Raw genomic sequence first — 15,406 nt, 5'->3', positions numbered from 1 at the left:
ATGCAAGACGTGATCGACCGCACCGAGACGGCCAAAGAGGCCGCGCGCCGGCTGGCCGCACCGATGCTACGCAAGGGCTTCGCGCCGACCGGCCTGCACGAATACACCAGCGCCAGCGGCGAGTCGCTTTACTGGCGCATCCGCGCCGAACATCCGAGTGAACCTAAATGGATTCGCCCGATGATGCAAGACGAAGCCGGCGCTTATGTCATGAGTGAGCCGCCTGCACCCGAGGCCGGTAAGCCGCTCTATCGGCTGCACGTCCTGGCGCAGACGCATGCCGATGTCGTCGTCATCGTGACCGAGGGCGAGGGCAAGGCCGACATGCTGGAGCGCATCGGCTGCACCGCAACAACCAGCGGCAGCGCGAGCAGCGCCGAGGGCGCCGACTGGACACCCTTACGGGGCCGGCGCGTGCTGATCTGGCCGGACCACGACGACGCGGGCGCCAAGTATGCGCAGGCCGTGGCCGCGAAGCTCCAAGGCATCGCCGTCGAGGTCCGCGTCATCGACGTGGCGACGTTGAAACTACCCCCAAAGGGCGACGCCGTGGAATGGCTGGAGGCGCACCCGAAAGCGACCGCCACCAATGTGCTGGCGCTGGCTGTGGTGTCTGTTGTTGCACCCCCTGCGCCTGTGGTTGATGCATTGCCTTTGCTGCCTATCCCGCAGGCATTGGAACGCGCACGCGCCCTGCTGCTGCCACCATCCGAAGGAACAGACGCGCTTTATCCGCTTGAATCGCTCGGCCCGCTGGCTGACGCGGCGCGCGAACTCGCAGACGGCGCACAGGTCTCCCCCGCGATGGCCGGGCAATCACTTCTCGCTGGTGTGGCGTTGCTGGCGCAGGGCGTGGCGAATGTCCGCACACTCTCTGGAAACACGGCACCCTTGAGCCTGTACGCCCTGACCGTGGCGAACAGTGGCGACGGCAAGGACACCGCAGACCGACCAGCCCTTCGCCCGATCCATGACACCCAGCGCGAAGAAGGCAAGCGTTATGCCGCTGACCTGGCTGCATTCGAGGATGCCAAAACCAGCCGCAAGAAGGGCGACCCAGCGCCACAGCATCCTGGACCGTCGCCGTATCGCATCGCCTCCGATCTGACCATTGAAGGCATGCGCAGGAGTTTTGCCGAGGGCATCGCTGCGCAAGGCATCTTCTCGACGGAAGCCGGCGCAGTGCTGGCCGGGCATGCCATGACACCAGAGCAACGCACCAAGACCGCCGCGAACTTATGCGGCCTTTGGGATCGCGGGCACCTGTCTGTAGTCCGAGCCGGTGGAGGCCGTACAGAACGCTATGGCGTGCGCCTGAGCGCCCATTTGATGATCCAGCCCGCCGCCCTGGGCGACGTGCTCGGAGATGAGGTGCTCTCGGGTATTGGTTTCTGGCCCCGGTTTCTGCTCGCATGGCCGATGCCCCTTGCGCCCCGCACCTTCAGGCCGTGGCGACCAGAGAACAGCCCCGTAATCCTGCGCTATTGGGCGGACTGCAAGCGCCTGTTGTCCCGCCCCATGCCCGACGATTGCGACGGCTTGCCGGTGATCGAACTTGACCACCAGGCCACCGAGCGGATGGCCGCGTTTTTCGAGAGCATGGAACGCGAGGGGAGGCAAGGCGCTTTGCGTGACGTGCAGCCGTTCGCCCTGCGAGCAACCGAACAAGCGTGTCGCATCGCCGGTGTGCTGGCGTGCTTTGCCGGGCATGACGTGGTCGACGAACGAGCCGCCGCCTGTGGTGCTGCACTCGCTGCGCACAGTCTCGACAACTGGCAATCTGCACTATCGGGCAAAGCTGATCCGACACCCGGCTGGGCGCTGGCCTTGTATCGCTGGCTTGTGGAACGTGTCGGCTGGGTTGCGCTGAAGGACATTCCACGAATCGGCCCCGCAAATCTGCGATCTGCCGAGCGCAGGAATACGGCAATCGACCTTCTCGACGCTGCCGGGCTTGTGGATTTCGACGGCGGCAACGTCAAGGCTGGAGGAGTTGACCATGCGAGCCGCTGATCTGGTGAAAAGCATTTGGGGTGAACGACCACCTGCGAATGCTGCGAATCTTGCGAACGCCGTAAGAGTACCCCCCGGCCATTCGCAAGATTCGCAGGTTTCGCAAGGGGTGGAGCAGGGAAATCGCCGGTTGCCTGGCGTGCTGCACATCGCGGCTGATCCCTTCGACCCCGCAGACTTCGGCCTGGAGTGCATCACGCACCTGCACCAGCACGGCATCGTGGCCGCGCTTGTGGGCGATGCCATCCACCTGCACGGCTTGGCCGAGGCCAGCCCTGCCGTAGCGGATGAAGCCGACGCCCTGCTGCACCTGCATGGCAATGACCTGCGGGCGGCGCTACGGGCACAACAAAGGGCACGGCAGGCCATCGACCAGGCTGCGGGCAAAGACTGCGAAGACCGCCAACCATGACGCAATCCAAACCGGCTGAACTGCGCATCGTTGCTGGCGATGTCGTCACCCCTACCCCTCCCAAAAACAGGGTTCGGCTGCACACCCTGGACGACATGCGTCTGGAGCTTGGCAAGGTCTACAACGACATGCGCGACAACTCCCTGGACCCGGCCACGGGAACGAAGCTCGCCTATGTCCTGGGCCAGATGGTCCGCATCTACGAGGTGCACGAACTGGAACGGCGCACCGAAGCCCTGGAGCGGGCCTTGAAGCTTCAACTTCCCCCAAAGAAAGGTTGACCATGCCCCTGACCGACAAGCTGTATGAAACCCTGACCCCGGCGCAGCGATTGGCCGCGATGGTGCCGGCGATGGCACGGCGCGATGCCGCCGAGTCTGCGCGCTTGTTCGGCACGGCGCCAAAGTTCCACTATCACGCCCCCGACCTGGAGTTCATGCGCGGCATGCGCGCGGTGGAGCGCATGGCCTTGCACACGGCATTGGCAATGCACCGCGAGACCGCGCAATGGCTGCTGTGCCTGGCTGTCGTCGGGCATGGCTTGACGCCCGAGGGCGAATTGCCTGTGGAGGATCTGGAACAGGCGCAGGCCCAAGGCCAAGCCGCGATGCGCAGCGCGAAGGCGTCATGGCTGGCCTACACCGAGGCATGCGCGGGTCTAGGCGTGGACGCTGACGAAGCCATGCGGGCTGTCGGCGTGCTGGGAACCGAGGCGACCGTGCGCAGCGTCCTCGATACGCCTGTGGAGCCGGACCCCGAAACGCTGGAGGCCATGCGCGCGCTGATGGCCGTGATCGTCGGCGAAGCCTGGTGAGGACACCATGAACCTGCATGAAAAGCTGTATTCGACCCTGACACCCCAGCAGCGTGCCGTCGCCATGTTTGCGGCCCTGGCCCGACGCGATGATGCGGAGTGTGACCGATTAAACGAGTCGGCGCCTGTGTACACCTACCGCGCGCATGATCTGGAGTTCCGGCGCCTGCTGACCAGCTCCACGTTCATGGCATTACATACCGCGCTATTTATTGAACCGGAGGTTGCTCGCTATCTCGGCTGCCTGGCGTCCATGGCGATGCTTGGCCTGGACGATGACGTGGACGTGGACGAATTCAACGCAGTGCAAGACCGATTCAAGCGCATCGGCGCGAGTGTCAAAGCGTATTGGCTGGCGTACGCCGAGACTTGCGCCGGCATGGGCATCGACCCCGACGAACTGTTGCGCGGCATCGGCGTTGAACTGTCCGAGCATGCGCGTGCGCTGATCGGCAAGGACGTCGAGCCGGACCCGGTATTGCTCGCCAGCGCCAGCGAACTGATGGGCCAGCTTGCGGGCAGTGTGTCCACCGCGCGTTTAGCGGATTCGTAGGTTTTGCTACTGCCGAAACCAACTTGCTTGGCCGCAAGGTCGCGCGATGCTCCGACTTCTACCTGTGGAAATTTTCCATAGGTAGCCTGCCATGCCGTGGGCGCAGCGTAGCCCGTGAAAACGCCACGAACTGCACGGCTAGCCTGAAGGCGAGCGAAGTCAGCCTGCGAAGCGCGGGCCGTGTTACCAGTAAAAACAAGGGCTGCGCTACCCTAGACGCTCAACAAATCCACTGCGTCATGCCATGCCCACGCTTACGTTTAACGAAATTCGCACGCGCCTGGCCGCGTTCGCTGCGCAGTGGAAAAACGCATCACGCGAGAACGCCGACGCCAAGCTTTTTTGGGCACGCTTCTATGAGTGCTACGGCATCCGGCCTGAGTCAGCCAACGTCTACGAAAAGGCCGTTGAAAAACTCGATGGCGCGACTGGCTTCATCGACAGCTTCATCCCTGGCAAGCTGATCGTCGAGCACAAAAGCCGGGGCAAGAATTTGGACTCGGCTTTCGAGCAGGCTACGGAGTATTTCATGGCACTGCCGGAGGCGGAGCGCCCGCGCTACATCATCACCTCAGACTTTGCCAATTTCAGGCTGTACGACCTGAAGGCGAACCATCGCAGCGAATGCAAACTCAAGGACTTGCCCAAACGGGCCGGCTGGTTCCGCTTCCTGCTGGACGATGACGCCCCGGAAATCGTCGAGGAATCCCCGATCAATCGGAAAGCTGCGTATGCCGTGTCCAAGCTGCATGAAGCGCTTTTGCGTGCGAATTTCAAGGGCCGCGACCTTGAAGTTTTTCTCACACGCTTATTGTTTTGCCTGTTTGCGGATGACACCGGCATCTTTGGCGAGGATGGACAATTTCGGCGACTGGTCGAGACCACCCGCGAGGATGGGCGCGACACCGGGGCGAGGCTGTCCGAATTGTTCGACGTGCTGGACACTGCCGACGCTGAGCGGCAATCCAGCCTAGACGAGCAACTGGCCGCATTCGCCTACGTCAACGGCAAACTGTTCTCGGAACGCGCACGTATCCCGGCGTTTGACGCCACCATGCGCGCCCTGCTGTTTGAATGCGCAGTGCTGGATTGGAGCGATATTTCACCGGCCATATTCGGGGCCATGTTTCAGGGTGTTCTTGAGGCCCATACGCCCGATGAAAGCAGGCAGGCCAGCCGGCGTGAACTAGGCGCGCACTACACCAGCGAGCGCAACATCCTGCGCGTGATCGACCCGCTGGTGATGGATGATTTGCGTGCTGATCTGGACGCCGCTAGGCATTCCAAGCCAAGGCTAAGGGCGCTGTATGACAAGCTGCCGGCGCTCACCTTTTTAGACCCGGCGTGCGGCTGCGGCAATTTCCTGGTCATTGCCTATCGTGAACTGCGCCGACTGGAAAACGAAGTCATTGCCGAGCTGTTCGACTTTGATCGCATGCGGGGTCTGCTCGATGTTTCCACACTGTGCCGGGTTCGCGTGAATCAGTTCTACGGCATTGAAATCGACCAAGCCGCTGCACATATCGCGCGGGTAGCGCTGTGGATTACCGACCACCAGATGAATCTGGAAGCCGCTGAGCGTTTTGGCAACACGCGGCCGACTGTGCCATTGGTGGACACGCCGCATATCCACTGCATGAACGCCCTGCGCGCTGACTGGGCAAACATCCTGGCGCCTGAGCAGTGCAGTTTCGTCATGGGTAACCCGCCGTTCGTGGGCAAGCAGCATCAAGGCGTCGAGCAGCGATCCGACATGGAGGCCGTATGCGGCAAGCTGAAGAATTGGGGCTTGCTGGACTTTGTGGCGGCGTGGTACGTCAAGGCGCTTGGCTACATCAAGGGCCATTCCGAGATCGGCGTGGCGTTCGTGTCCACCAACTCGATTACGCAGGGCGAACAGGTCGCGGCGCTGTGGCCGCACCTTCTGCAAGGCGGCGCGCGCATCCGCTTCGCGCATCGCACCTTCAAGTGGAGCAATGAAGGCAAGGGCAAGGCCGCAGTCCATTGCGTGATCGTCGGCTTCGGGCTGACCGACCCGAAGCATTGCGCAATCTTCGACTATGGCAACGACCCGAAGGGCGACGGGCGCAAGATCGACGCGAAGCGGATCAATCCGTACTTGGTGGACGCCCCGGACGTCGCCTTGACCAATCGACGTAGCCCGATTTGCTCCGTCGCGGAAATGGTCTACGGCAGCAAACCTACCGATGCCGGGCACTTGCTGCTTGACGATGAGGCGCGATCGGCCTTGCTTGCGGTAGAACCTGAAGCCGAAAAGTGGATACGCCCGTTTCTCGGCGCGGATGAGTTCATCAACGGCCTATCGCGTTGGTGCCTCTGGCTAGTCGATAGCACGTCGGCCGAACGACGGGCGTTGCCAGAGATCAACAAGCGAGTGCAGGCGGTCAAGGCCATGCGGCTGGCGAGTGTGGATGCACAAACGCAGAAAGATGCAGAGGTGCCCTACTTGTTTCAGAAAATCCGCCAGCCGACCAGTGGCAGGTTGATCGTGGTGCCGTGTCATTCGTCTGAACTGCGGGAGTTTGTGCCTCTGGGGTTCGCAGGGGACGAGACGATCATCGGGAACGCGAACTTGATGATCCCCGAGGCCACCCTCTACCACTTCGCCGTGCTCAACAGCACGATGCATAACGCCTGGATGCGGGCGGTTTGCGGGCGGCTGGAGAGCCGTTATCGTTATTCGGCCAGCATCGTCTACAACAATTTCCCATGGCCCCAGCCGACCGATGCTCAGCGCCACGCCATCGAGGTATCAGGGCAGGCGATCCTCGATGCGCGTGCGCGTGAGCCGGAATCGACGCTCGCCGACCTTTACGATGCGTCGAACATGCCGCCCGCGCTTCGTGACGCACACAAGGCCAACGACCGCGCCGTGGACGCCGCCTATGGGTACAGGGGGGGCAAGGACGACGCTGCGCGGGTAGCGTTCCTGTTCGAGGTGTACCAGCGCCTGACAAGCCTGCTGCCTGTCGAAAAACCAAAACGCAGGAAGGTCACAGGGTAGAGTTTCTTCAGTCCCTAAAGGGAACAAGCAGCCAACGCCACGGGAAGCAAATGCAAGATAAGGCTTCCGGCGCCCATAACGGCAGACCGCGCCTGTAATTTTTGGCCTGCGAGTGAAGGCAGCATCACTCTGCTGGGGGCATATTCGGGGGCATATTCGGAAATCGATTTTTCTTTCTCTCATTAAATCAGCGAGATAGGCGATTTGTTCGATAGCTGTACCACCACCAGAATCAGCAAAACCCATCAGGGTCAAGCAAGTCAACGGCCACGCGCGGTGGCCGTTTTCTTTGGGCGCCGTGTCCGAGCCGAGCGGCGATGCATGTCTTCCTTGCCTTGTCCGAGGACGAATCACAGGTCGAGGCGATCTGCTCAATTCTGGATTCACCTCAAGTCCAAGGTGCAAACTTTTGATCTTGCATCCATTTTTGGGTTTTGTTACGCTGCGCGCTAACCCACGCCATTCACGCCATGCGCTCCCACTTCTGCTCCAAACGTCCAAACAGGGGGTTGCTGTGTTGCTGTCACTGATGCTTGTGTTCGCCTTGTTCGTGACGGGCGCAGGCGCTGCGTTGGCGGCTGATCGAGACGGGTCGGTTTCGGTGTCTGGCAAGACCAGCAAGGCAATGCCTCATCGCCTGATCCCAAAGAAGCCCTTGGCGAAGAAGCGGCCCGCGGCGCTTGTCAAATCGGCCAAGCGCGGCCGCGTGCACGTTGTGCTGCCAGCACGACGCAACAAGGCTGTGGCGCGTGTGAAAACGGCGCGTCACGCGCAAGCTATGGTTCGGCGCGTTGTTGCCGATGAGCCCATGTCCAGAGCCAAGCTGGCGACGTCGGATGATCCGATTGCCTTGCGTTCCGGCTCCGCTCTGGTGATCGATGCGCAGACCAATCAAGTGTTGTTGAGCAAGAACGCGATGGATGTGCGCCCCATCGCTTCGCTCACCAAGTTGATGACGGCCGCGGTGATCCTCGACGCACATCTGCCCATGGATCAGATCATCGAAATCACGGATGCGGACATCGACACGCTGAAGTGGAGTAGTTCTCGCCTGCGTCCTGGCATGAAGTTGAGCCGTGAAGAGCTGCTCAAGTTGGCCCTGATGTCGTCCGAGAACCGCGCCGCCCATGCGCTGGCGCGCACCTACCCGGGCGGCATCGACGCTTTCATGCTCGCCATGAACCACAAGGCCCAGTTGCTGGGCATGACCCAGACCCGCTATATCGACCCGACCGGGCTGTCGCCGCAGAATGAATCCAGCGCGCACGATCTGGCGCTGTTGGTGAAGGCGGTCTACGCCTACCCCTTGATCCGCGAGTTCTCCACGCACGAAAAAAGCACCGTGGACGTGGGCCATCGCCAGCTTCAGTACCGCAACACCGATCACCTGATTTTCAACCGCGGCTGGGACATCCTGCTGCAAAAAACCGGCTACATCAACGAAGCGGGTCATTGCCTGGTGCTCAATGCCGTGGTGCAGGGGCGCAAGGTCATCGTGGTTCTGCTCGATGCCTGGGGCAAATACTCCCATTTTGGCGACGCCGAGCGCATCCGCAACTGGATGGAAACCTCGGGGCGTACCGTGCTGACACGGACCGACCCCTTGCCGGCCGATTCCTCCGCGCGACTGATCCGAACCTCGGTCAACGAGTAAGCCTCGGGCGGGCCCTAAACTCGACGAGCCACGGTGCCGCCGTTCTTGGGCCTGTAACCGAGCGCAGAGGAAATGTTGGCCGCCGTATCCATCACCTTCTCGAGCCAATCCTCCTGCAGCCGGTCGGCTGGTGCCGAGAGCGACAGGCCGGCGACCAACTGCCCGGAGTCGTCGTAGATGCCGGCGGCCATGCAGCGCACGCCAAGCTCCAGTTCTTCGTTGTCACGCGCATAGCCCAACTGCCGCACGCGCGCCAGTTCGCCTTCCAGTTGCGCGGCGTTGGTGATGCTGTTGCGGGTGTGGCCAACCAGGCCGGTTCGCAAGGCGTAGGCCTTGACGCGCAGCACATCATCGGAGGCCAGGAAGAGCTTGCCGACCGAGGTGAGATGCAAGGGCGCATGCCCCCCCACGGTACGCACCACCTGCATGCCGGAGCGCTCGCTGTAGGTCCGTTCGATATAGACGATCTCATCGCCCTGTCGCATGCTGAGGTTCACCGGCTGATGCGTCAGTCGGTGTAATTCCCGCATGGGGCCCAGCGCCACGTCGCGCACACTCAAGCGCGCTTTCACCAAGTTGCCCAATTCCAGCAGGCGCATGCCGAGTTGATAGACACCGGGTTCGCATCGATCGATCAAATGCCCCATGGCCATATCGTTCAGAATCCGGTGGGTGGTGGAGGGGTGCAGTCCCGTACGCTCGGATATCGTTTTCAGCGGCATCGGCTCCGAGTGCGCGGCCAAGACATCCAGGATGGCGAACATGCGCTCGATGACCTGGATGGTGGGCTGTTCGCGGCGGGCGCTGGTGGATGAAGGCTTCATGGCCTGCATTTTAGATGGCGAAATGGGAGCCTGTCATCCGGGAAGAAGGCCGTCCCGCCCCGATTTGCCTGTGCGGGTGAACCTTGCCCACCGCCAATGCCGACACCGATAATGACCTCATGCGACCCAAAGTAGGATTGTTCATCACCTGTCTGGCCGACGGCATGCGGCCTTCCATTCCGTGGGCAGCCACGCGCTTGCTGGAGCATGCGGGTTACGAGGTTGTCGTGCCCATGGACCAGACCTGCTGCGGTCAGCCGGCCCATAACTCGGGCGATGCACACACTGCGCGCTTGCTGGCGCAGAAGTTTCTGGACGAATTCGAGGCCTTCGATTTCGTTGTGGCGCCATCCGGCTCCTGCATGGGCACCATCAAGACGCATTACGCCGATTTGTTCAATGGCCACTCCGACCTGCTGCGCCGCTACGAGCGGCTCCAGCCGCGTCTGTACGAACTCACCGATTTTCTGACCCATGTCGCCGGGCTGAAAAGCCTGCCTGGCGCCTACAGCGGACGGCTCACCTACCACGACAGTTGCTCAGGCCTGCGTGAACTTGGCATCAAGCGGCAGCCGCGCAACTTGTTGGCGCTGCATGCCGGCGTTGAACTGGTGGAGCTGGAGCAGTGCGAACAATGCTGCGGCTTCGGCGGCACCTTCGCGGTGAAATACGGCAACATCTCGGCGGCCATCGCCGATGACAAATGCGCCCATATTCATGCCAGTGGTGCCGAGGCGGTGGTGATGGGTGACCTGGGTTGCATGCTGCACATCGAGGGTCGTCTGCGCCGTATCGGCGACACCCAAACCCGGGTGTTGCACATCGCCGAAGTGCTGGCGGGCACTGAACCCGGAGACGCATGATGCAAGTGCAGAGCATGCATTTCAAAGCCAGGGCCGGGGCAAAACTGGCCGATCAGCGATTGCAGCAGAACCTGAAAAAGCTCTCGGCCAAGTTCGTCTCGGGGCGCTCGGCGGCTGTGGCCGCATTGCCCGAGTTCGAGGCCATTCGTGCGGCTGCCGTGGCGCGGCGCGACCATGCCCTGGCCGAGTTGGACGTCTGGCTGATGCGCTTCGAGGCCGAGGCCACGCGCCGGGGCGCCACCGTGCTGTGGGCTGCGACCCCGGCCGATGCGGCGCAGTTGGTGGTGGACATCGCGCGCAAGCATGGCTGCCGATCGGCCATCAAATCCAAGTCCATGGTGACCGAGGAAATGGCGCTCAACGCCGCCTTGCAGCAGGCCGGCGTGGGCGTCACCGAGACGGATCTGGGCGAATACATCCTGCAGATCAACGACAACGAGGCACCCTCGCACATCATCGCCCCCGTGGTGCACAAGGACAAGGACGAGATTGCCGATTTGTTCGCGCGCGTGCACGACAAGCCGCGCAAGACCGATATCCCCGACATGACGCGGGAGGCGCGTGAAGTGCTGCGCGAGCGGTTCCTGCAGGCTGATCTGGGCATCACGGGAGGCAACTTTCTCATTGCCGAAACCGGCTCGGTGGCGGTGGTCACCAACGAGGGCAACGAAGGCATGTGCACCATTCTTCCACGGGTGCATGTGGCCATCACCGGGATTGAAAAGGTGCTGCCGACGCTGGAAGACTTCGCCGCGGTGCTGCGTCTGCTGCCGCGCTCGGCCACCGGGCAGACGATCAGCAACTATGTGTCCTTGCTCACCGGGCCGCGCGCCGAGGGCGAGCCGGATGGCCCCGAGCAGATGTATTTCGTGCTGCTCGACGGCGGCCGCAGCGAACTGCTGGGCGGCGAGTTCCAGGAGATGCTGCGCTGCATTCGTTGTGGTGCCTGCATGAATCACTGCCCGGTCTACCAGAAGGTCGGCGGCCATGCTTACGGCTGGGTGTACCCAGGGCCCATGGGTTCGGTGCTGACCCCCAATTTCGTGGGGCTGGAGCAGGCGCTGGATTTGCCTCACGCGGCAACGCTTTGTGGTCAGTGCGCGGTCGTCTGCCCCATGAGCATTCCCTTGCCGGACTTGTTGCGCAAGCTGCGCGAGAAGCAGTTCGAGCGCGATTTGCGTCCTCGTTTCGAGCTCCTCGCACTGCGGGTCTGGGCGTTTGCCGCGCTGCATCCCAGGCTTTACCGCCCCGCCAGTGCGGTGCTGGTCTGGATGCTGGCGCGGGTGGGCGGCTCGCGCCAGCGCATCGAGCATCTGCCACTGGCATCGGGCTGGAGCCGCTACCGGGATTTGCCAACGCCCGCAGGCGGTTTATTCCGCAATCAATTCGCCCGCCGCGGGCCGCGTTGAGCGCACTCAGGCGCCGGTTTCAATAGGCGTAGCGCAAGAACAAGAAGGCGACGTTGCCGTTGTTGGGCGAACCGTTGAAGCGGGGGATGAGCACGCTGTAGAGCGTCAGGCCGCGATAGCCGACGGACAGCAGCGGCAGTGCGATCGGGATGGGGAAATTCTTGGCAAGATCCGCACGCGAGGTGATGGCTGCCGTGTAGCCAGCTCCGAGCTTGAAATCGCCGTCGAAAGGGCGCCACTGCCATTGCTTCGCATAGCCAATCACAGGCTCTGCATTCCAGTGGGAATCGGAAAACACCATGGCATAGACCATCTGGTCGTTGCCATGGGCATCCTCGATGTGTTTGCCCCAGCCCAGGCCCCAGGCGTGGCTGTTGAGTTCAGCACGTTTAGCGGCGGTGTAGGTACCCGGATCGTGCCAGGTGTAGCCAGAGACAAAGGCGTCGGACGTGCCGTTGTCGTAGATGTTGCCGAGGTTGGCGCCGACGCCGTCAGCCCAGCTTTTGACGCTGCTCAGCCCGAAGGCGTGACTGGAAGGAGGGAGCAGGAGAACGATGCTGAACAGGATGGCTAGACAGGCGCGAGGCATGGGCTGGGAGTGCTGCGGTCAAGGCGCGGATTCTAGCCAGCGGCCATCGCTGAAGGTCTCGTTGGGCCGGAAGCGCGATTTGTAGGCCATTTTCTCGCTGGCGGCGATCCAGTAGCCAAGATAGGCATGCGGTAAATGCATGGCCCTGGTCTGCATGATTTGCCACAGCACGTTGTAAGTGCCGTAGCTGGCCCCGGCATCGTCAGGTTCGTAGAAGGTGTAGACGGCCGAAAGCCCATCGGACAGCAGGTCGACGATGGACACCATCTTGAGCGTGCCGCGCTTGTCGGTTCCCGGCGCGGGCTCGCGGAACTCCACCAGACGCGTGTTCACCCTGCTTTGCAGCAGGAACTGGGTGTACTGGTCGATGCTGTCCTGGTCCATGCCGCCGCCGGCATGGCGCCGCGCCTGGTAGCGCAGATAAAGCTGGTAATGCTCGGGCACGAAGCCGAGCTTGAGCACAGTGGCCTTCAGACTGGCGTGTCGCGCCCAGACCCGGCGTTGCGTGCGGTTGGGGGTGAAGCGCTGCGCCAGCACCCGCAGCGGAATGCAGGCCTTGCAGTTGTCGCATTGCGGCCGATACGTGAACAGCCCGCTGCGGCGAAAGCCGGCTTGCACCAGGTTGGTGTAGACATCGGCGTGGATGAGGTGGCTGGGCGTGGCCACTTGCGAGCGCGCCTGCAGCCCGGGCAGATAGCTGCAGGGGTAACTGGCAGTCGAATAGAACTGCAGTGTGGTGAACGGAAGTTCTTTCGGATGGGTCACAGCCAGGGGGCGCAGTCGCGCTGGAACTGTGACCGATCATACTGCCATGAAGGCGGGCCGGGCTTGACCAGGGCCTGCCCGAGGATTTGCAGAAACACCGGCCGCGGCCAGGGCCGGGCCCCCATGTTCGCGAGGTGCGGGGTCTGTTGCTGGCAGTCGATGGGGCCGAGTCGATGCCGCAGGCAAAAGCCGCACAAGGCCATGAGCAGAATCTTGGAGCCATCGCTCACGCGGGTGAACATGGATTCACCGAACACCATCCCGCCGCGCGCCACGCAATACAGCCCGGAGACGAGTTCGCCGGCGCACCAAAGCTCGAAACTGTGCGCCTGCCCGCGCGCATGCAGCGCGCTGTAAGCGTCGACGATGGCGGGCACGATCCAGGTCTCGGCTGTATCGCGGCGTGGGGCGGCACAGGCCAGCATCACACGCCGGAAGTTGCGGTCGACATGCAGGCTGTAATCCGCGTTGTCCATCACGCGCCGGGCCGATTGCCGCAGCGAACGCCGCACCTTGAGATCATGGGGGGCGAGCAGCATGCGTGGGTCGGGGCTCCACCACATGGGGGGCTCGCCTGGACCGAACCAGGGGAAAATTCCCTGGCTGTAGGCGGCCTCCAGGCTGTCGGCATCGACCCGCCCGCCAACCGCCAGGAGCCCCGCAAACGGCGCCCCTGCAGGCAGGGCCTGATCGGCCGGCGGGAACGGATCGCCGGGTCGTAAACGGACGAGGGGCCAGTTCATCGGCGGGCGGGATTTGCCGGGTTCCGGCGCCGTGCGCAGCAGGCGGGTATCAGGCGGGCAGACAGGGCGTGCATGCACTATTCTCACTTGAAGTCCAAGATTTGGAATCCCGTTTCTGCCACCCATTGGTTCACACCATCAGCCATGTCGCTCTACCAACTTGAAAACATACGCCCCGAGGCGGCCGCCAATGCCTTCGTTGCCGACACCACCGCGCGGGTGATCGGCCGTGTCAAGCTGGGTCTTGGCGTCAGCGTCTGGTACGGCCCCGTACTGCGTGGCGACAACGAACCCATCGTCGTTGGCGACAACAGCAATGTGCAAGAAGGCGCTGTGCTGCACACCGACCCCGGTTTCCCGCTGACGGTTGGCGCAGGGGCGACCATCGGCCATCAAGCCATGCAGCATGGCTGCGCCGTGGGCGCGGGCAGCCTCATCGGCATCCGGGCCGTGGTGCTCAACGGCGCCCGCATCGGCCGCAACTGCCTGGGCGCCGGGGCGCTCGTGACCGAGGGCAAGGAGTTTGCGGATGCGGTGCCCATCCTCGGCTCCCCGGCGCGGGCCGTGCGCGAGCCGACCCCCGAGCAGATCGAGCAGTTGCAGCGCAGTGCCCGCACCTGTGTGGACAGAGGCCAGCTCTACCGTTCCAGCCTCAAGGAGGTGCAGGCATGAGCGATCCGCACGGCCGCCCGAAGGAGCAAAGATGAGCGACACGCTGTTCAAGTTCATGCTCGGGGCTGGTCATGTACGTGGCGTGGTGGTGAGGCTGCAGTCGACTTGGCAGGAGATGCGCCGGCGGCGTCAGCACGATGCGCTGGTGCAGAGCCTTCTCGGAGAAATGACCGTGGCCTCGGCCCTGTTGGCTGGCAGCTTGAAGTTCGATGGCACCTTGATTCTGCAGATTCAGGGTGATGGCCCGCTGCAACTGGCCGTGGCTGAGTGCCAGCCCGATTTCGGCCTGCGCGCGACCGTCAAAACCGAAGGGCTCTCGGCGCAGGCGGCGAGCTTGCCCGAACTCGCCAACGCCCATGGCCTGGGGCGCTGCGTCATCACCCTGGACCCGCGCAACAAAATGCCCGGCCAACAACCTTACCAGGGCATCGTCTCGCTGGCCGATGCCGACGGCGAGGCGCTGGACAGCATGGCCACGGTGCTGCAGCAATATCTCGCCCAGTCGGAGCAAATTCCGTCCTGGCTCATCTTGGCCAGCAACGATGAGGCGGCCTGCGGCTTGCTGCTGCAGCGCATGCCCGACTCAGGCGGCAAGCTGGGCGCTGCGAGCAGCGAGGAGCAGGCCGACGAGGATTTTTCGCGGGCCGTGCACCTAGCGTCCACGCTGTCGCGCGATGAGTTGCTGCGGGGCCTGCCCGAGGAACTGCTGCACAAGCTGTTCTGGCAGGAAGAGCCGCGTGTGTTCAACCCCCAGGCGCCGCATTTTCACTGCACCTGCTCCAAGCTGCGGGTGGCCGACATGCTGCGCATGCTGGGCCAGGGCGAGGTCGAGTCCGTGCTCAAGGAGCAGGGCGAGGTCGATGTGACTTGCGAGTTCTGCGGGGCTCAATATGCGTTCGACCTGGTGGACGCAGCCCAACTGTTTCGCCCCGAAGTCAACCAACCTCCGGCGCCACCGCAGCGGCAATAGCTGCGGTGCGGAGCAGATGCTCTCCAGCTCGTTGCGGGCGATGCCGACTGCGGCCAGCGCGGCGGCCATGACCTCCAGCCAGGACGCGGCTGTGACCTGC

At 63.0% G+C, this 15,406-nt stretch carries 15 protein-coding genes; 11 read left to right on the top strand and 4 right to left on the bottom strand.

Annotated elements, in window-relative coordinates:
• The 7 genes from THIX_RS19275 to pbpG all read left to right on the top strand — a co-directional run bounded on the left by THIX_RS19275 (position 1) and on the right by pbpG (position 8,471).
• A complete protein-coding gene (locus tag THIX_RS19275) occupies positions 1-2,013 on the top strand; it encodes a DUF3987 domain-containing protein (protein WP_112487486.1) in 2,013 nt (670 codons plus the stop codon).
• A complete protein-coding gene (locus THIX_RS19270; RefSeq protein WP_146748640.1) occupies positions 2,000-2,425 on the top strand; it encodes a hypothetical protein in 426 nt (141 codons plus the stop codon). The genes THIX_RS19275 and THIX_RS19270 overlap by 14 nt, the downstream gene beginning before the upstream one ends.
• Positions 2,422-2,706, top strand: coding sequence for a hypothetical protein (locus tag THIX_RS19265; protein ID WP_112487484.1), 285 nt, complete (start codon positions 2,422-2,424; stop codon positions 2,704-2,706). The genes THIX_RS19270 and THIX_RS19265 overlap by 4 nt, the downstream gene beginning before the upstream one ends.
• Before the next feature lie 2 nt (positions 2,707-2,708).
• A complete protein-coding gene (locus THIX_RS19260) occupies positions 2,709-3,239 on the top strand; it encodes a hypothetical protein (protein ID WP_112487483.1) in 531 nt (176 codons plus the stop codon).
• Between the two features lie 7 nt (positions 3,240-3,246).
• Positions 3,247-3,792 carry a hypothetical protein gene (locus tag THIX_RS19255; protein ID WP_112487482.1) on the top strand — a complete coding sequence of 182 codons (546 nt, stop codon included), beginning with the start codon at positions 3,247-3,249 and terminating at the stop codon, positions 3,790-3,792.
• 244 nt (positions 3,793-4,036) lie between these two features.
• Entirely contained in the window at positions 4,037-6,817 is a 2,781-nt protein-coding gene (locus THIX_RS19250; RefSeq protein WP_112487481.1) for a DNA methyltransferase, read from the top strand.
• Positions 6,818-7,346: 529 nt separating this feature from the next.
• Positions 7,347-8,471, top strand: a complete 1,125-nt coding sequence (gene pbpG, locus THIX_RS19245) for a D-alanyl-D-alanine endopeptidase (RefSeq protein WP_112487480.1) — start codon at positions 7,347-7,349, stop codon at positions 8,469-8,471.
• A gap of 14 nt (positions 8,472-8,485) precedes the next feature.
• On the opposite strand, the gene THIX_RS19240 is transcribed toward pbpG, so the two are convergent.
• A complete protein-coding gene (locus THIX_RS19240; RefSeq protein ID WP_112488478.1) occupies positions 8,486-9,295 on the bottom strand; it encodes an IclR family transcriptional regulator in 810 nt (269 codons plus the stop codon).
• 119 nt (positions 9,296-9,414) lie between these two features.
• Here THIX_RS19240 and THIX_RS19235 point away from each other — a divergent pair, with 119 nt between their 5' ends.
• Together THIX_RS19235 and THIX_RS19230 are read left to right on the top strand one after the other, a co-directional pair.
• The gene (locus tag THIX_RS19235; protein WP_112488477.1) at positions 9,415-10,158 is read left to right on the top strand and encodes a (Fe-S)-binding protein; all 744 of its coding nucleotides are present in this window, start codon (positions 9,415-9,417) and stop codon (positions 10,156-10,158) included.
• On the top strand, positions 10,158-11,567 hold the full coding sequence (locus THIX_RS19230; RefSeq protein ID WP_112488476.1) for a lactate utilization protein B: 1,410 nt from the start codon (positions 10,158-10,160) through the stop codon (positions 11,565-11,567). Before THIX_RS19235 ends, THIX_RS19230 begins: the two co-directional genes overlap by 1 nt.
• A 19-nt stretch (positions 11,568-11,586) precedes the next feature.
• Here the strand turns inward: THIX_RS19230 and pagP are convergent, their stop codons facing one another.
• Genes pagP through aat form a run of 3 tightly spaced genes read right to left on the bottom strand, consistent with a single transcriptional unit; the run spans position 11,587 to position 13,664 of the window.
• Positions 11,587-12,156 (bottom strand): lipid IV(A) palmitoyltransferase PagP, encoded by a 570-nt coding sequence (gene pagP, locus THIX_RS19225; protein ID WP_112487479.1) that lies wholly within the window; start codon positions 12,154-12,156, stop codon positions 11,587-11,589.
• An 18-nt stretch (positions 12,157-12,174) separates the two neighbouring features.
• Positions 12,175-12,921 (bottom strand): arginyltransferase, encoded by a 747-nt coding sequence (locus THIX_RS19220; RefSeq protein ID WP_112487478.1) that lies wholly within the window; start codon positions 12,919-12,921, stop codon positions 12,175-12,177.
• Complete coding sequence (gene aat / locus THIX_RS19215) at positions 12,918-13,664, bottom strand: leucyl/phenylalanyl-tRNA--protein transferase (RefSeq protein ID WP_112487477.1); 747 nt, start codon at positions 13,662-13,664, stop codon at positions 12,918-12,920. The genes THIX_RS19220 and aat overlap by 4 nt, the downstream gene beginning before the upstream one ends.
• A 144-nt stretch (positions 13,665-13,808) precedes the next feature.
• On the opposite strand from aat, the gene THIX_RS19210 reads away from it, so the two are divergent.
• Complete coding sequence (locus THIX_RS19210; RefSeq protein ID WP_112487476.1) at positions 13,809-14,336, top strand: gamma carbonic anhydrase family protein; 528 nt, start codon at positions 13,809-13,811, stop codon at positions 14,334-14,336.
• Between the two features lie 31 nt (positions 14,337-14,367).
• Entirely contained in the window at positions 14,368-15,306 is a 939-nt protein-coding gene (locus tag THIX_RS19205) for an Hsp33 family molecular chaperone HslO (RefSeq protein ID WP_112487475.1), read from the top strand.
• Positions 15,307-15,406 lie beyond the last annotated feature (100 nt).

The sequence above is a fragment of the Thiomonas sp. X19 genome, assembly GCF_900089495.1.
In the GTDB taxonomy this organism is placed as follows: Bacteria; Pseudomonadota; Gammaproteobacteria; order Burkholderiales; family Burkholderiaceae_C; genus Thiomonas_A.
This window is presented reverse-complemented; position numbering and strand designations above follow the sequence as displayed.